Below are 16,203 nucleotides of genomic sequence, written 5' to 3' on the forward strand. Positions count from 1 at the left end.
TGACGGTGCGACTGTTTCGCAATAGCTGACCCCGCAACGAAAAGGGGGATCAGCATCATGTCGTCTTCGTCCGCGTCGTTCCTGGCGCTGTCCTGCGTTGGTTTCATCGCCTCTGCGCCCGCCGTCGCCGAGGCGCCGGCGCGCGCGCCGCTGCCGTCGACTCAGGATGGTCGTGGCGCGATCGATCGCGACGACGTGGTCGTCACCGGCAAGGCGGATGCACCGATCACCGTGGAGAGCCCCAAGGCCACGGCCGCGCTGATCGACACGCCGCAGACCATCACGGTCATCCCCGAGCAGGTGCTGCGCAAACAGAATCTGATGACGCTGCGCGACGCGCTCCAGATCATCCCCGGCATCACCTTCGGCGCCGGTGAGGGTGGGGGCGGCTACGGCGATTCCATCAACCTGCGCGGCTATTCGGCCAACAACGACCTCACCGTCGACGGCCTGCGCGACAGCGCGCAATATAGCCGTACCGACCCGTTCAATCTCCAGCAGATCGAGGTCTACAACGGCGCCAACTCGGTGTTCAACGGCTCGGGTTCGGTCGGCGGTACGATCAATCTCGTCAGCAAGGAACCGCTGGCGGAGGATCTCACGATCGCGCAGGCGGCGGTCGGCACCGATCGTTATTATCGCGCCGCGCTCGACGCCAATGAGCGCGTCGGCGACGATGTCGCGGTGCGGCTCAACGCGATGTACCACCACAATGACGTGCCCGGGCGCGACGTGGAGAAGTACGAGCGCTGGGGCGTCGCCCCGGCGGTGACGATCGGCATCGGCGGCCCCACCAGCCTGACGATCGCCTACCTGCACCAGGAGGACAGGAACACGCCGCTCTACGGCGTGCCGTTCAACCGCGGCACCGTGGTCGACGGCGTGCTCCCCGGAGTCGATCGCAGCGATTATTACGGCTACCGCAATCTCGACCGGCAGGACGTCACGGTCGACCGGCTGACGGTGACGCTGCGTCACGCGGTCGACGACCATGTCTCGGTCCGCAACCTGTCACGCTGGCAGCGGGTCGGCCAATATAGCGTCACCAGCGCGCCGCAGGGCACCTTCTGCCTCGGCGCGACCGGACGCCAGCCGGTCGCCGCCAGCGCGACCGACACCGCGGGGCTCGCCTGCCCGACCGGGCTCGCGCCGGGGCAGTGGCTCCCGTCCGGGCCGCGCGGGCTGGTGCGCGATCAGGAGAACCAGCTGCTCGCCAACCAGACCGACCTGCGGCTCGACCATGGCACCGAGGGGCGGGTGCGCAACGTCGCCAACATCGGCATGTCGGCGCTGATCGAGGATTATGCGATCGTCTCCGGCTCGCTGTTGCGCAACGCCGATGGCGCGGCGACGACGCCGCTGCCGGTGCTGGCGATCACCAACCCCGATACGACCTACCGCGGGCCGATCAACTACGTCACCACCGCGCACTCGCGCTCGACCAGTGAGAATATCGCGGTCTACGCGTTCGACACGCTCGAACTCGGTCGCTACTTCGAGCTCAACGGCGGGGTGCGCTGGGAGCAGCAGCACGCCACCTTCCGCGCGTTGCCGCTGCCGTCGCTCGCCCCCGGCGTGACCCAGCCCAATCCCGCGCTGCTGCGGCAGGACAATCGCGAGCGCTTGTTCTCCTGGCGCGTCGGCGCGGTGGTCCATCCGGTCACCGACGTCAGCGTCTATGCCGGGGTCGGCAATGCCCGCACGCCCTCGTCGGCGAGCGTCCGCGCCGGCTGCGTCAGCGTCTCCGGAACGGTGGTGACCGACACGTGCGACGTCGCGCCCGAAACCGCGCGCAACTATGAGGCGGGGATCAAGGCGGGCCTGTTCGCGCGCAAGCTGGAGCTGACCGCGGCGGTGTTCCGCAACGAGCGCACCAATTACCGCATCCCCTCGAACGATCCCGCGCTGCCGACGATCCAGGTGCTCGACGGGCGCAGCCGGGTCAACGGCATCGCGCTCGGGATCTCGGGCAGCATCACCCCGGCGTGGACGATCTTCGCCAATTACACCTATCTCGACAGCGAGGTGCGCCAGTCGGTGTCCGACTTCTGCCTGCGCGCACCGGGATCCGCCGGGTGCGGCAACAGCCTCGCCAACCCCGACCCGCAGCGCGGCTTCGCGCTGGTCCAGACGCCCAAACATTCGGGCAGCCTGTTCACCACCTACAAGCTGCCGTTCGGACTGGAGCTGGGTTACGGCCTGACCTATCAGGGGCGCTTCACCACGTATGTCCCCGGGCTCGCCAGCGCCGCGGCGCCGCTGGTGGACGATTATCTGATCCACCGCGCGTACGTGGGATACACGTTCCGCGACGACATGACGCTACAGCTCAACGTCCAGAACCTCACCGACGAGAAGTATCTCACCAACGTGCGCAACAACGCAAACGCGACGACCGGCGTGGTGACGGGCGGCTGGGCGATGCCGGGCGACCGGCGGCAGGCGGTGCTCAGCCTGTTCTACCGCTTCTGAGCGCGGTACAGGCCGCATCATGCTGATCGCGATCCCCGAGGTGCTCGACGCCGCCGCCCTGGCGCGCGTGCGCGGGCTGATCGACCCCGCCGGGTGGGTCGACGGCAACGCCACCTCGGGGCCGCAGGCCGCGCTGGCCAAGCGCAACGAGCAATTGCCCGAGGACGGCGAGGCGGCGCGCGCGGCGGGCGCGATCGTGCTCGACGCGCTCGGGCGCACCCCGTTGTTCGTCGCCGCGGCGCTGCCGCTCAAGGTCTGGCCGCCGCTGTTCAACCGCTATGCCGGGGGGCAGGAGTTCGGGCTCCACGTCGACAATGCGGTGCGATTGCGGCGTGGCGGCGATTTCCGGCTGCGCTCCGACCTCTCCGCGACGCTGTTTCTCGCCGGTCCCGATGAGTATGACGGCGGCGCGCTGGTGGTCGAGGATCAGTTCGGCGAGCAGCGGGTCAAGCTGCCCGCCGGGCATATGGTGCTCTATCCCGCGTCGAGCCTGCACCGGGTCGAGCCGGTGACGCGCGGCACCCGTGTGGCGAGCTTCTTCTGGATTCAGTCGATGGTGCGCGACGACGGCGCGCGCCGGTTGTTGTTCGAGCTCGACCAGGGGGTGCAGGACGTCGCCGCCGCGCAGGGGCAGGGGGCGTCGGCGACCGTCAGGCTGACGGGCGTGTACCACAATCTGTTGCGCCGCTGGGCGGACGCCTGAGCGCGGTTGGGGCGGCGGCGGCGCCGGGGCGCGCGCTCCGACGCCGGGAAGCCGCCGGACCGCGGCCCCTCCGCTTCGCGCTGTACGACAAGGCCGGGGTGGATCTGAGCGTCGTGCCGCACTGAGGGGATTGTCGGACACCCCTGCCTCGCAGGGGAGCGTCGCATGATCGATACTACACCGGCACCCCCCGTCATCCCGGACTTGGTCCGGGATCCAGCGTGCCGCACACTCCTAAAGCGTTGTTCCTGCGGAAGGCTGGATCCCGGACCCAGTCCGGGATGACGAACGGTTAAAGGCGCGCCGAGGTATTGTCGCCGACGAGGATCGTTCCCCCGCCGCCCTTCCTACCGCCCCAGCAGCACGCGCGCCTGGCTCGCGATCTGCGCCAGCATCGCCGCGTTCGGCGCCTGCGCGTTGCGCGCTCGGTCGATCACCGCGCGGAACTGCGCCACGCGCGCCCCGTTGCGCGCGAGCCAGTCGGCCACCAGCGCCTCCGGATCGCCCGCCCCGCCGCGGCCGAGGAAATCAAGCCGAAGCTGCTGGAAGTCGCGCGCGAGGCCAGCGATCAGCAGCCGCTCCCATGGATCACTCGGCGAGATGCGCGTCGCGGTCGACTGCGCCCAGTCGAGCCCCAGCGCCTGACCGAGCCGCGTGAAGGCGCGCGCCAGCCGCGTCTCCTCGATGCCGGCACGCTCGCCGAGGTCGGCGAGCCCGACCGCGCCGTCCAGTTCGAACAGCCGCACCACGCGGGTGGCGAGGTCGTGCGGCGCGCCGGCCTGCTCGAGCGTGTCGGCGATGCGGCGCGAGTGTGCGCGCGCCTCGTCGAGCAGCAGCTCGCCCGCGGCGACGTCGAGCCGCTCGATCCCCGCCGACAGCCGTGCCAGCACCGCCGAGGGCGGCGTGGCCGGTGCGGTGGTGCGCAGCAGATCGGCGATCTGCGAGCGCACCGCCACCGCGGTCTCGTCGAACAGCGCGATCCGGCCGCTCTCGGGCATCGGCTCGGTCTCGATCGCGTGCCACAGCGCGGTGAGGCCGAACTGGCGCTCCACCACCACGAACATCGCGGCGATATCGGCGAGCGTCGCGCCCTCCTCCTCGGCCAGCTCGAACGGGTGGAGGATGCCGATCCGGTTGATGACGCGGTTGGCCAGCTTGGTGGCGACGATCTGCGGGCGCAGCCGGTGCGCGTCGATCGCGGCGGCGAAGCGCTCGCGCATCGCGGGCGGGAAGGCGGCGTGGAGGTCCTCCGACAGCGCCGGGTCGTCACCGAGCGCCGAATGCTCGATCGCGTCCTGCAGCGCGAGCTTGGCGGTGGCGAGCAGCACCGCCAGCTCGGGGCGGGTGAGCCCGCGCGCGTCGCTGCTGCGGCGAAGCAGGTCGGTGTTGCTGCCGAGCCCCTCGACGCGGCGGTCGAGCCGACCGCTCTCCTCGAACACCTCGATCAGCCGGACATAGCTGGGCAGCGCCTGCACCCCGCCGCCCTCGGCGATCGACAGCGCGAGCGTCTGGAGGCGGTTGTCCTCCAGCACCAGCCGCGCGACATCGTCGGTCATCGCGCCGAGCAATGCGTTGCGGTCGTCGAACCCGAGCCGGTCCTCGATCATCTCGCGGTTGAGCGCGATCTTGATGTTGACCTCATTGTCCGAACAGTCGACGCCGGCCGAATTGTCGATGAAGTCGGTGTTGATCCGCCCGCCCCTCGCCGCGAAGGCGATGCGCGCGGCCTGGGTGACGCCGAGGTTCGCGCCCTCGCCGATCGCGGTGGCGCGCAGCTCCTCGGCGTCGACCCGGAGCCGATCGTTGGCGGGATCGCCGACGGTGGCGTTGTTCTCGGACGCGGCCTTCACATAGGTGCCGATGCCGCCGAACCAGATCAGGTCGACCGGGCTCTTCAGGATCGCCGAGATCAGCGCGGTCGGCTCGAGCCGCTCCGCCGCGATGCCGAGCGCGGCGCGCACCTCGGGCGAGAGCGGGATCGACTTCATGTCGCGCGCGAACACGCCGCCGCCCGGCGAGATCAAAGCGGTGTCGTAATCGGACCAGCTCGACCGCGGCAGCGCGAACAGGCGGTCGCGCTCGGCCCAGCTCGCCGCCGCGTCCGGATCGGGGTCGAGGAAGATGTGGCGGTGGTCGAAGGCGGCGACCAGCCGGATCGCCTTCGACAGCAGCATGCCGTTGCCGAACACGTCGCCCGACATGTCGCCGCAGCCGACGACGCGGATCGGCTGCGTCTGCACGTCCAGCCCGCGCTCGGCGAAATGGCGCTGGACCGAGACCCAGGCGCCCTTGGCGGTGATGCCCATCGCCTTGTGGTCATAACCCTGCGACCCGCCGCTGGCGAAGGCGTCCCCCAGCCAGAAGCCGCGCTCCAGCGCGATCGCGTTGGCGACGTCGCTGAAGGTCGCGGTGCCCTTGTCGGCGGCGACGACGAAGTACGGATCCTCGCCGTCGTGGACGACCACACCGTCGGGATGCACCACCTCGCCGGCGACGATATTGTCGGTGATCGACAGCAGGGTGCGGATGAAGATGCGATAGGCCTCGGTGCCTTCCGCCAGCCACGCGTCGCGGTTGCCCGGCGCCGGCAGCTGCTTGGCGTAGAAGCCGCCCTTGGCGCCGGTCGGCACGATCACCGCGTTCTTGACGCGCTGCGCCTTCATCAGGCCGAGGATCTCGGTGCGGAAATCGTCGCGCCGGTCGGACCAGCGCAGGCCGCCGCGCGCGACCGGGCCGGCGCGCAGGTGGATGCCCTCGACCCGCGGCGAGTAGACCCAGACCTCGCGCCACGGCAGCGGCGCGGGCAGGCCGGGGATCCGGGCGCTGTCGAGCTTGAACGCCAGCGCCTCGTTCGCCGCCTCGGTATAAGCGTTGGTACGCAGCGTCGCATCGATCACCGCGCGGAAGGCGCGCAGGATGCGGTCGTCGTCGATCCCCGTGATCGCGTCGAGCCCGGCGTCGATCGCGGCGGCGGCGGCATCGGCATCGCCGGGACGCGCGGGGTCGTGGCGGGCGGCGAAAAGGTCGACCAGCGCCTTGGTCACATCGCGCGCGCGCGTCAGCGTCTCCACCACCGTCGCCATGCCGTAGCTCATCCCGGCCTGGCGCAGGTAGCGGAACCAGGCGCGGAACAGCACCACCGCCGACGGCGACAGGCCGGCCTCGAGCATCAGCCGGTTGAAGCCGTCGTCCTCGGCGCGGCCCTCAAGCACCTGCGCGATCGCCTCCTGCAGCGTCTCCGCCGCGGCGAGCACCGCGGGCACGTCGGCGGCGGTCTCGAGCGTGAAGTCGTGGATCGAGGAGCGCTCCTCGTCGGTCAGCCCGGTCGGCATCTCCTCGATCACGCGGAAGCCGAAATGCTCCAGCGCGGGCACCGCGTCGGACAGCGCCAGCGGGCCTCCCTGGCGATAGACCTTGAGGTGGAGCATGCCGTCGCCGCCGGCGGTGAAGCGCACCTCGCGGTCGGCGTCGTCGACCAGGTTGGCGATCGAGACGATGTCGCGCGCCGCCTCGTCGGGGGTGGCGCCGGTGCGGTAGCGCGGCGGGAAGGCGGCGGCGTGGCGCAGCGCCAGTCGCGCCGCACGCGCCGGCCCGACCTCGTCGGCCAGCGCCGCCTCGATCGACGGCGCCCAGCCGCGCACCATCTTCTCCAGCCGCGCGTCGAGCAGCGAGGCGTCGGGCAGACGGCCGGCGCCGCGCAGGTCGATCGTGTAGCGCAGCAGCGCGGTGCGGCTGTCCTCGACGCTGGTCGTCCAGTTGAGGATCTGGCCGTTGGCCTCCTCCGCCAGCATGTCGCCGATCGCGACGCGGCGCGCGGTCGTCATCTCGTCGCGCGGCAGCCAGACGAAGGCGTAGAGGTGGCGGCCGAGCGGGGAGCGCGCCAGCACCAGCTTGGGACGCGGCCGGTCGGCAAGGCTCATCGCGGTGAGCGCGAGCTCCTCCATCCCCGCGGCGTCGACCGCGATCATCAGGTCGTGCGGCAGCGTCGCGATCGCGTGGGTCAGCGCCTTGCCGGTATGGCCGGCGGGATCGAAGCCGAACTTGGCCTCGCTCGCCGCCAGCCGCTGGCGCAGCACCGGCACGCTGCGCGGCGGCGCATTGAGCGCGGCCGAGGTCCACAGGCCGGCGTGGATCGACAGCCCCGTCACCGTACCGCCCGTGGCGAGCGGCACCACCAGCAGATCGAGCGGAACGCGGCGGTGCACCGGCGAGATCAGGCTCGATTTGAGCAGCAGCGGCGCGGCGTTGCCGGCGGTGAAATATTCCACCGCGAGCCGGCGCGAGCGCTCCGCGAGCAGCGGCACCTCATGGTCGTTGCGCGCGATGCCGAGCGGTTCGGCCGCGTCGGCATGGCCGTCGACGTGCCAGCGCTCGTGGCCCAGCAGCGTGAAGTGACGGTCGAGGAACCAGCGCAGCAGGTTGGCGCCCTCGGGATCGTGCCCGGTGTCGTCGAGCATGCCCGCGTCGGCGGCGAGCGCGGCCTGCATCTGGCGCCAGTCGCCCACCGCCACGCGCACGTCGCGCAGCAGCCGCTCGATCTCGTCGGTCAGCGCGCGACGGTCCTTGGCGTCGACGCGCTCGAGCTCGACGTAGATCATCGACTCGGCGTGGCCGCTGGCCTCCTCGATCGCGGTCAGCGTGCCGTCGGCGTCGCGCGAGACGCGAATGACGGGGTGGATCACGCGATCGACCGCGATGTCGCGGTCACCGATCGCGGCGGCGACCGAATCGACCAGGAAGGGCATGTCGTCGTTGACGATGGCGAGCCGCATGCGGCGCCGCGCGCCGTCGCCGGGCAGCTGCTCCAGCGCGAGCGCGGCAGTGCCGGGGGCGCGATGCGCCGCGGTCTCGGCCAGGAAGGCGGCCGCCTCGGCCTGCTTGTCCTCGCCGAAGCCGGCGATCTCCCCGGGAAGCGCGCGATGGGTGAGCCGCGCCGCGAGCGCGGCAGACAGTTTCTGCAGAGACTTCTCGACCATGACCTGCGCTATGCGCCGGGCAGCGACGCGGCTCAACCCCGCCGGGGAAGGAACAGCGGATGCGGAGCGGGGAGGGGGGCGTCGCCCAACGCCAGCGTCATCCTGAGCTTGTCTCAGGATCCACCGATCCTCGGGCGCAACTGCCGGCGCGTTTGCCGTGCCGTGGCTCCGGACCCAAAAGGCGGCTTGCATCTTCGGCGGTCTGATCTGCCGCTACTATTCGCGGGTGATACGCTGCGATGAGGGAGGCCGCTTTCTCTTCCCTCATTCGTCATCCCGGCCTCGCGCCGGGATCCATTCCTCCGTGAGAGCAACGCCGGCGGCTCTCGCAGCACCATGGATCCCGGATCGAGGCTCTCCTGAGCTTGTCGAAGGGCCCGGGATGACGGGAGTAAGCCGCTTCCGCGACAATGAACCCTTTTTGTGTACGGACCCGTGGATCCCGAAACGAGTTCGGGATGACGGTGGATAATGTGGTGATGCCTGAAGCCGCTTAGCCCGAGTGGCGACCTCGCAGTCCAGCGACCGCCGCCTTCAACCGAGCCGCCGCAGTACCTGCGCCGCGAGCCTGGCATCGTCGCCGACGGTGCCGACCACCACGATCCCACCCGCGACGGCGCGGCCGAGCAGCACCACCGGCTCGCCCTCGGGCAAACCGCTGTCGAGCGCGAGCTCGGCCAGCGGCGCGCGCGCCGCGATCACCGGCGCCAGCCGCGGCGCGGCCCGCGGTGCCGGCCGGCGCGCGGCGCGCTCGTCGGCGACGAGGCGCTTGATCCCGCCCTCGACCGAGTCGAGCACGCCGGCCAGCTCGCCCTCGGCGACGCCGGTGCGCGCGGCCCAGGCGAGCACCGTGGCCAGCTCGGTCAGCCGCGTCTTGTCGTGATCGGTGCCGAAGATCAGCTTGGCGATCGCGGTCATCGGCGCGCGCGCCTGCACCTTGATCGCTGCCTCGTCGAGGATCGCGGCAAGCCGCTCCGGCGCGTCCGCGGCGGCCAGCGCGAAATCGTGCGCACGGCCGAGCGCGCGGTACAGCGCGGCGTGGCTGCGCGTCGCGGCGGTGCGCGCCGAGGCCGCGCTCTCGCGCGCGGCGGCGAGCCGGTCGTCGAGCGAGGCGACGGGCGCGGCCTCGGGCCAGGGCAGCGCGTCGAACTCGGCGTCGGCGTGCGGCCCGTCGGCCCAGGCGGCGGCGGGGACCGGATCATGCCGCGGCGCGCGCGCCACCGACAGCTCGCGGTCGAGCGCAGCCTGATGATCGGCGGTGACCAGCTCCTTCCAGTTGATCACGCCGTAGATGAAGTCGATCGCCGAACCGTCGGAGGAGAAGGGCATCAGGATGCCGCGGTACAAGGTGGCGTGGCCGCGCGTGCCGACGAACTCGGCCTCGAAGCCGATCGGCGCCTGGTTGGCGATGATCTGGAGGTAATGGTCGGTCAGCCGCGACAGCAGCGAGCGCGCGGGCACGTCGCTGATCCGCGCGATCGTCTGATCGGCGCCGCACTCGTCGCGCAGCGCGCGGCCGATGAACTGGACCGACGGATCGTCCACGCCCGCGGAGAAGTCGAGCAGCACGCTGTTGGCGCCGAAGTCGGCGATGCTGGCGGGCTCGAGGTCGGCGATGGCGGGGTAGGGGCGGTCGCCGAGCAGCGAGACCCAGTAATTATAGGCGCGCACGTGCATGCGCCGTTCGTCGCCGCCGATCGCGAGCACGGCCTCGCCGACGCCGCCCTCGGTCGGGTCGAGGTCGTGGCGGAGGTCGTCGTAACCGCGCGGGGTGTCCATGCTCATCGTCCCAGTGAGGCCTGCGGAGTCGGCCTGTCACGCTTGATCTGCACCACGGATGGTAAACTCCGCGTAAAGCCCGGAAGCGCTTGCCACGTCCGGGAGCCGCTGCTAAGCGCGCGCTCCACGATGCGGTGCCCCCGGGCGCGATCGGGCCGCTTTAGCTCAGTTGGTAGAGCACATCATTCGTAATGATGGGGTCACAGGTTCGAGTCCTGTAAGCGGCACCACCTTACAGTCTCATCCTTCGGGTATTCGCGCAGCACCAGCAGGTCGATGCGGCCGGCTGTTCCTTCGCCCGGCAGGAGCGGCGGTCTTCCTGACGTAGTTGACGGCGGGTCGTTGAACGGCGTGCCGGATCACAGGCACGCCGTGCCTTACCCGCGCCATGATTCCCGCGTGTCGCACCGCCTCTACGCGAAAGAGGCGCCGCGTTGCCGCAGCGCCTCTCCAAAGCGAGCCGCGCTTGGGAGCAGCTCACCTATGTCGTGACTCAGATGCCGTTCTTCAGGTTCGTGTCGGCGTCGTGGCTCCGCATGTCGTCGGCCTTCTTCTCGCCAGCCTCTTCCACCGCGTCCGCACGATTCTCGAGCGCCTGCTCGGCATTCTCGGTGGTGGCATTATCGGCGAGGTCTTCGAGGTTGTCCGCGACCGCGTCGGCATTCGCCTCAATGTTGTCCGCCGCCTGCTCACGCGGGCTCTGATTGCATGCGCCGAGCGTGGTCAGCGCAGCGGCGGCAGCGAATGCGAGAACCTTCTTCATCTTCTACCCCTTCGATCGTCTTCGTCTTTCCCGGGCCAGAACGGCGTCGATCGCGCGTTTGTTCCGGATGCGACATGTCGGGCGCGACCACGACGCGATCGTGACAGACCCGGACGAACGGCTGCTTGTCCCGAGCGGCCTATCAAGCACCCGCGCAAGCCGGCGTGACCCACGCTCAATCGTGGAGCGGTGCGACCTCCTGCCGGTGCAGGTTGATCGTCAGCTGCAAGGTGAGCGCGTGGTCCATCTGGTCACGCCCGCCGTCGCGTCCGGGGCGGAACTGGTTCAGGTAGCCGATGTCGAGGCTGGTGTCGCCGCCCGGGCGCAGCATGATGCCGACGATGTTGCGCATCCGCTCATAGCCGCGCCGCTGCCCCCAGCGCGTGCCGTTGGGCAGATAGAAGCTCTCGTGGCTGACGAAGAGCGCGGTGCCGCGCCGATCGATGCGATGATTGTAGCGCAGCAGCGGGCGGATGCGGAACCCGATCTCGCCGCCGCGCGGGTTGAAGCGCTCGTCGATGCGGAAGCGCGAGCTGAAGCGGCCGAAGGTCGCCACCATCTGCTGGCGCAAGCGGTCCTCGTTCGCGGCGCTGTTGCGATTGTGCGTGCCGACCTTGCGATAGCCGGCACCGATCTCCACCCCGCGCGCGACGCGATAGGAGAAAAGTGCGCCGAACTCGGTCTGGTACAGCCCTTCCTGTCGGTCGCTGAACCGCGCGATCTGCTCGAGCGTGACGCGCACCTCGTCGCTCAGCGGCACGTTGGTGTTGGCCTGCAGCCAGAGCTGCTCGTCCTCCTGCTGCGCCCGCGCGGTCGGCGCGACGAGCAGGAGCAAGGCGCCCGCGCCACCACGGATAGCGCGCGCGCCGCGCCGACAGGAGAGGATCGCCGCGGCGCGGGTCATCCGGCCGCTATGGCCGCTTCCCCCGCGCCCGGCAATGCACGTTTACACGACGGAAGCGTCTAGAGAATCTGTCGCGTCAGCCGGGCATCGGCGAGGTCCAGCTCGCGCCCGAGCTGCTCGGCGAGGCTCAGCCCGATCTCGCGGCGCCGTCCGAGGTCGAACAGGGCCTGGCGCTCGGCGCGGACCGCGGCGAGGCGGAGCTGACGCTCGATCTCGGCCTCGTGGCTGCGGCGATCACGCGTGCCCGCGTCGGCATCGAGGTGATCAATGCGGGCGCGATAATGCGCCATCAGCCGCGCGGCGACGTCGGTGTAGCGGTCGGCGTCGCCGCGATCGCGCGCCATCTCGTGCTGGACATGCTCGATCGCGGCGATGGCCGCCTCGGCGGTGGCGACCCGCGCGCGGTAGCGCTCGCCCGCGGCGCCTTCCTCGGCGGGCAGCGTCAGACCGCGCAGCAGCAGCGGCAGCCCCGCCGCGGCGATCGCGAGCGACGCCAGGATCACCCCCGAGGCGAGCAGGATCACCAGGTCGCGCCCGGGGAAGGGCGCGCCGCTGGGCAGCGCGAGCGGCAGCGTGAGCGCACCCGCGAGCGTGATCGCGCCGCGCGCGCCGGCGACCGACATGGCCGCGATGATCCGTCGCGGCGGGCTCCCCGCCAGTCCCTCGCCGCGCTGGCGGGCACGGAACAGCGTCAGCTGCAACGCCACCCACACCCAGCCGAAGCGCAGCGCGGCCAGCACCGCGACGATCGCCGCGACATAACCGACCAGCCACCAGCCGCTGTCATGCCCCGTCTCCGCGATCGCGCCGCGCGCGCCCGCGAACAGCGCGGGGAGTTGCTCGCCGAGCAGCACGAAGATCACGCCGTTGAGCGTGAACTGCAGCATGTCCCACACGCCGCGACGGCGGATGCGCGTGGTGGCGCTCACCGCGACGCCGCTGCCCGCGAAGGTCATCGCGATCCCCGCCGCCGCGGCGGCGAGCACGCCCGAGGCATGGACGTGCTCCGCCGCGAGATAGGCGCCGAACGGGATCAGCAGGCTGACGAGGATGTTCGATCCGACGTCGTCGCCGCCGGTGTACCGCGCGAGAAGCGCCTTGCCGCTGATCGCGAGCCAGGTGATCGCCGCGCCGATCGCCACCCCCGCGAGCGCCATCCAGGCGAAGGTGCCCAGCGCGGCGCCGAGCGAGAAGCTGCCGCTCAGCGCCGCCGCGATGGCGAAGCGCAGGCACACCAGCCCCGAGGCATCGTTGAGCAGCGACTCGCCCTCGAGGATGTGCATCATCCTCTTGGGGATCGGCACCTTCTGCGCGATCGCGCCGACCGCGATCGGGTCGGTCGGCGATACCACCGCGGCGAGCGCGAAGGCGACCGCGAGCGGCAGCGCCGGCACCAGCCAATGCACGAACAGCCCCAGTCCCAGTACCGTCAGGAACACCAGCCCGAGCGCCAGCCCCAGCACCGCGCCGCCGTCGCGCAGCAACTCGTCCTTGGGGATGCGCCAGCCGTCGAGGAACAGCAGCGGGGGCACCAGCAGCAGGAAGAACAGCTCGGGATCCAGCACGACGCGCACCCCCGCGAAGGCGCCGATCAAGGCCCCCAGCGCGATCTGGACGAGCGGGCGGGGCAGGGCAGAGGGCAGCAGCCGCGACAGGGTGCCGCTGACGACCACCGCCAGCAACAGGAACAGACACAGGGTAACGACTTCCAAGACGCGGCTCTCCCGACGCTATTCCTCTTCAAGGGTCGTGGCCGCGGCGGGGTTCCGCCGCGCCCGAGGAAGACGCCCGCCGTCGCCGGGCGCGCCGCGGCGCCGGGACGGCCGCGCGCTCACAGCCGCGGCAGCGTCACCCCGCGCTGACCCATATATTTGCCCGCGCGATCGGCGTAGCTGATCTCGCACGGTTCGTTGCCCTGCAGGAACAGGAACTGGCACGCGCCCTCGTTGGCGTAGATCTTCGCGGGCAGCGGCGTGGTGTTCGAGAATTCGAGCGTGACATGCCCCTCCCAGCCGGGTTCGAGCGGGGTGACGTTCACGATGATGCCGCAGCGCGCATAGGTCGACTTGCCGAGGCAGATCACCAGCACGTCGCGCGGCACCCGGAAATATTCCACCGTGCGCGCCAGCGCGAAGCTGTTGGGCGGGATGATGCACACATCGGTCTTGCGATCGACGAAGCTGTTCGAGGCAAAATCCTTGGGATCGACGATCGCGTTGTCGACGTTGGTGAAGATCTTGAACTCGTCGGCGACGCGCGCGTCATAGCCGTAGCTGGAGAGGCCGTAGCTGATACAGCCGTCGCGACGCTGCGCCTCGACGAAGGGCTCGATCATGGCCTCGTCGAGCGCGCGCTCGCGGATCCAGCGGTCTGACAGGATCGACATGCGCACTCCCTTGGTGGCGCCCGCTTTCGACGCTGCGCGCGCCGAGCGCAAGGGGGCGGTGACTCATCCTGCCGATCCGCGCGCGCGGCGCGCTTCCCCTGCGGCGATCGGCGTATTAGGCACGCCGGCGATGAAGAACCGTCTGCTGCCGCTCGCCCTGCTCCCGCTGATCGCCGCGGCCGCACCCGCCGCCGATCCGTATCTCTGGCTCGAGGACATCGAGGGCAGCCGCGCGCTCGATCAGGTCAAGGCGTGGAACGCGGAAACCGAGGCGGCGCTCAGCAAGGACCCGCGCTTCCAGCAGGATCGCGCCCGCGCGCGCGAGATCCTCGATGACGAGGCGCAGATCGCCGACCCCGACGCGGTGCTCGGCCAGCAGGTCACCAACCTGTGGCGCGACGCGCGCAACCCGCGCGGGCTGTGGCGGGTCTCGCCGCTGGCCGATTATCAGGCGGGCAAGCCGCGGTGGCGGACGCTGATCGACGTCGACGCGCTCGGCAAGGCGGAAGGCAAGAGCTGGGTATGGCACGGCGCCTCCTGCCTGGAGCCGAGCTTCACGCGCTGCCTCGTCAAGCTCAGCGACGGCGGCACCGACGCGCAGGTGGTGCGCGAGTTCGACGTCGCCGCCGGCCGCTTCGTCGACGGCGGGTTCGTGGTGCCCGAGGCCAAGAACGACGCGGTCTGGGTTGACCGGGACACGTTGCTGGTCGCGACCGACTGGGGCGCGGGATCGCTGACGCAATCGGGCTATCCGCGCATCGTCAAGCTGTGGAAACGCGGCACCCCGCTCGCCGCGGCGCGCCTGGTCCATGAATCGCCGGCGACGATGGTGGAGGTGTCCCCGGTCGCCTTCGTCGACGATCAGCGCCGCTGGCCGATGATCAGCGTCGGGCGCAGCTTCTTCGACCGCGCGCTGTTGCTCGGCACCGGCGACGGACGCTTCGTCCCGCTCGACCTGCCCAAGGGGGCCGACGTGCTCGAGGTGATCGAGGAACGCGTCGTCGCGCGGCTGAGCCGGCCCGCGCTCGGCTTCCCCTCGGGCGCGCTGGTCGCCTGGTCGCTCGCCGACATCGCCGCGGGGCGCCGTGCCACCCCCGAGCTGGTGATCGCGCCGACCGAGCGTCAGGCGATCGAGGAGGCGGGCGCGAGCGACCATGTGCTGTGGGTCAAGCTGCTCGACGACGTCTCGGGCAAGCTGCTGGCGCTGCGGCGCGGCGCCGATGGGACGTGGGCGCGGCAGGCGGTGGCGCTGCCCGACAACAGCACGGTCCATCTCGCCGCGCAGGTCGGTGCGCGCGATGCCACGTTCGTCAGCGTCGAGGGCATGCTGACCCCGCCGACGCTCTATCTCGCGGCCGAGCGCGGCGCGCCGCGCGTCGTCCAGTCGCTGCCGGCGCGGTTCGACGCCAGCCGGTTCACGGTGACGCAGCGCTTCGCCACCTCGCGCGACGGCACGCGCGTGCCCTATTTCCTCGTCACCAAGAAGGGCGCCGCGGCGCCCGCGCCCGCGCTGATCCACGCGTACGGCGGGTTCAAGCTGGCGCAGACGCCCACCTATCTCACCGGCCAACCCTATCGCGCCGGGCCGCTGGCGCTGTTCTGGGTCGAGCAGGGCGGCGCCTATGTGCTCGCCAACCTGCGCGGCGGCGGCGAATATGGCCCGCGCTGGCACCAGGCCGGGCTGCGCGAGAAGCGCCAGAACGTCTACGACGATCTCCACGCGGTGGCGGAGGATCTGGTCCGCACCGGTGTATCGGCCAAGAAGAAGATCGCGGTGTCGGGGCGCTCCAACGGCGGATTGCTGGTGGGCGTGGCGCTGACGCAGCGGCCCGACCTGTACGGCGCGATCATCGCGGGCTCGCCGCTGGAGGACATGAAGCGCTACGCGCATCTGTCCGCCGGCGCGTCCTGGGTCGACGAGTTCGGCGACCCGGACAAGCCTGCCGACTGGGCCTTCATCCGCCGCTACTCGCCCTATCAGAACGTGCGCGACGGGGTGCGCTATCCGCCCGCCTTCTTCTATCTCTCGACCAAGGACGATCGCGTCCATCCCGGCCACGCGCGCAAGCTCGCGGCGCTGCTCAAGGCCAAGGGCAATCCGGTCTATTATCATGAGTATCTGGAGGGCGGCCATTCGGTGGGCGCCGACCATGCCGAGGACGCGCACCGTGCCGCGCTGCTCGACGCCTTCCTGCGGCGCGAGCTGATGGGGAAGTAAGG

General features: G+C 70.8%; 9 protein-coding genes and 1 tRNA gene. 4 read left to right on the top strand and 6 right to left on the bottom strand.

The features are described 5' to 3' along the window. The first annotated feature begins 57 nt into the window (after nucleotides 1–57). Together EV292_RS03010 and EV292_RS03015 are read left to right on the top strand one after the other, a co-directional pair. Entirely contained in the window at nucleotides 58–2,472 is a 2,415-nt protein-coding gene (locus EV292_RS03010) for a TonB-dependent receptor (RefSeq protein ID WP_132907681.1), read from the top strand. Nucleotides 2,473–2,491: 19 nt separating this feature from the next. Further along, entirely contained in the window at nucleotides 2,492–3,175 is a 684-nt protein-coding gene (locus EV292_RS03015) for a Fe2+-dependent dioxygenase (RefSeq protein WP_132907682.1), read from the top strand. 347 nt (nucleotides 3,176–3,522) lie between these two features. Here EV292_RS03015 and EV292_RS03020 read toward each other — a convergent pair whose 3' ends face one another. Further along, the gene (locus EV292_RS03020; RefSeq protein WP_132907683.1) at nucleotides 3,523–8,151 is read right to left on the bottom strand and encodes an NAD-glutamate dehydrogenase domain-containing protein; all 4,629 of its coding nucleotides are present in this window, start codon (nucleotides 8,149–8,151) and stop codon (nucleotides 3,523–3,525) included. Nucleotides 8,152–8,685: 534 nt separating this feature from the next. After that, complete coding sequence (locus EV292_RS03025; RefSeq protein WP_132908159.1) at nucleotides 8,686–9,930, bottom strand: hypothetical protein; 1,245 nt, start codon at nucleotides 9,928–9,930, stop codon at nucleotides 8,686–8,688. A gap of 154 nt (nucleotides 9,931–10,084) precedes the next feature. On the opposite strand from EV292_RS03025, the gene EV292_RS03030 reads away from it, so the two are divergent. Continuing rightward, nucleotides 10,085–10,160 (top strand) — tRNA-Thr (locus EV292_RS03030). A gap of 263 nt (nucleotides 10,161–10,423) precedes the next feature. On the opposite strand, the gene EV292_RS03035 is transcribed toward EV292_RS03030, so the two are convergent. From EV292_RS03035 to dcd, 4 genes are all read right to left on the bottom strand, one after another. Next, entirely contained in the window at nucleotides 10,424–10,693 is a 270-nt protein-coding gene (locus EV292_RS03035) for a hypothetical protein (protein ID WP_132907684.1), read from the bottom strand. A gap of 175 nt (nucleotides 10,694–10,868) precedes the next feature. After that, the gene (locus EV292_RS03040; protein WP_132907685.1) at nucleotides 10,869–11,597 is read right to left on the bottom strand and encodes a DUF2490 domain-containing protein; all 729 of its coding nucleotides are present in this window, start codon (nucleotides 11,595–11,597) and stop codon (nucleotides 10,869–10,871) included. Nucleotides 11,598–11,656: 59 nt separating this feature from the next. Then, entirely contained in the window at nucleotides 11,657–13,309 is a 1,653-nt protein-coding gene (locus EV292_RS03045; RefSeq protein WP_132907686.1) for a Na+/H+ antiporter, read from the bottom strand. Between the two features lie 119 nt (nucleotides 13,310–13,428). Next, entirely contained in the window at nucleotides 13,429–13,983 is a 555-nt protein-coding gene (dcd, locus tag EV292_RS03050; RefSeq protein ID WP_132907687.1) for a dCTP deaminase, read from the bottom strand. Between dcd and EV292_RS03055 the strand changes: the two genes are divergently transcribed. Then, nucleotides 13,982–16,201, top strand: a complete 2,220-nt coding sequence (locus EV292_RS03055; protein ID WP_243693573.1) for a prolyl oligopeptidase family serine peptidase — start codon at nucleotides 13,982–13,984, stop codon at nucleotides 16,199–16,201. The genes dcd and EV292_RS03055 overlap by 2 nt on opposite strands. The last annotated feature ends 2 nt before the right edge of the window (nucleotides 16,202–16,203 follow it).

It is taken from the genome of Sphingomonas sp. BK235 (assembly GCF_004345855.1).
Taxonomy (GTDB): domain Bacteria; phylum Pseudomonadota; class Alphaproteobacteria; order Sphingomonadales; family Sphingomonadaceae; genus Sphingomonas.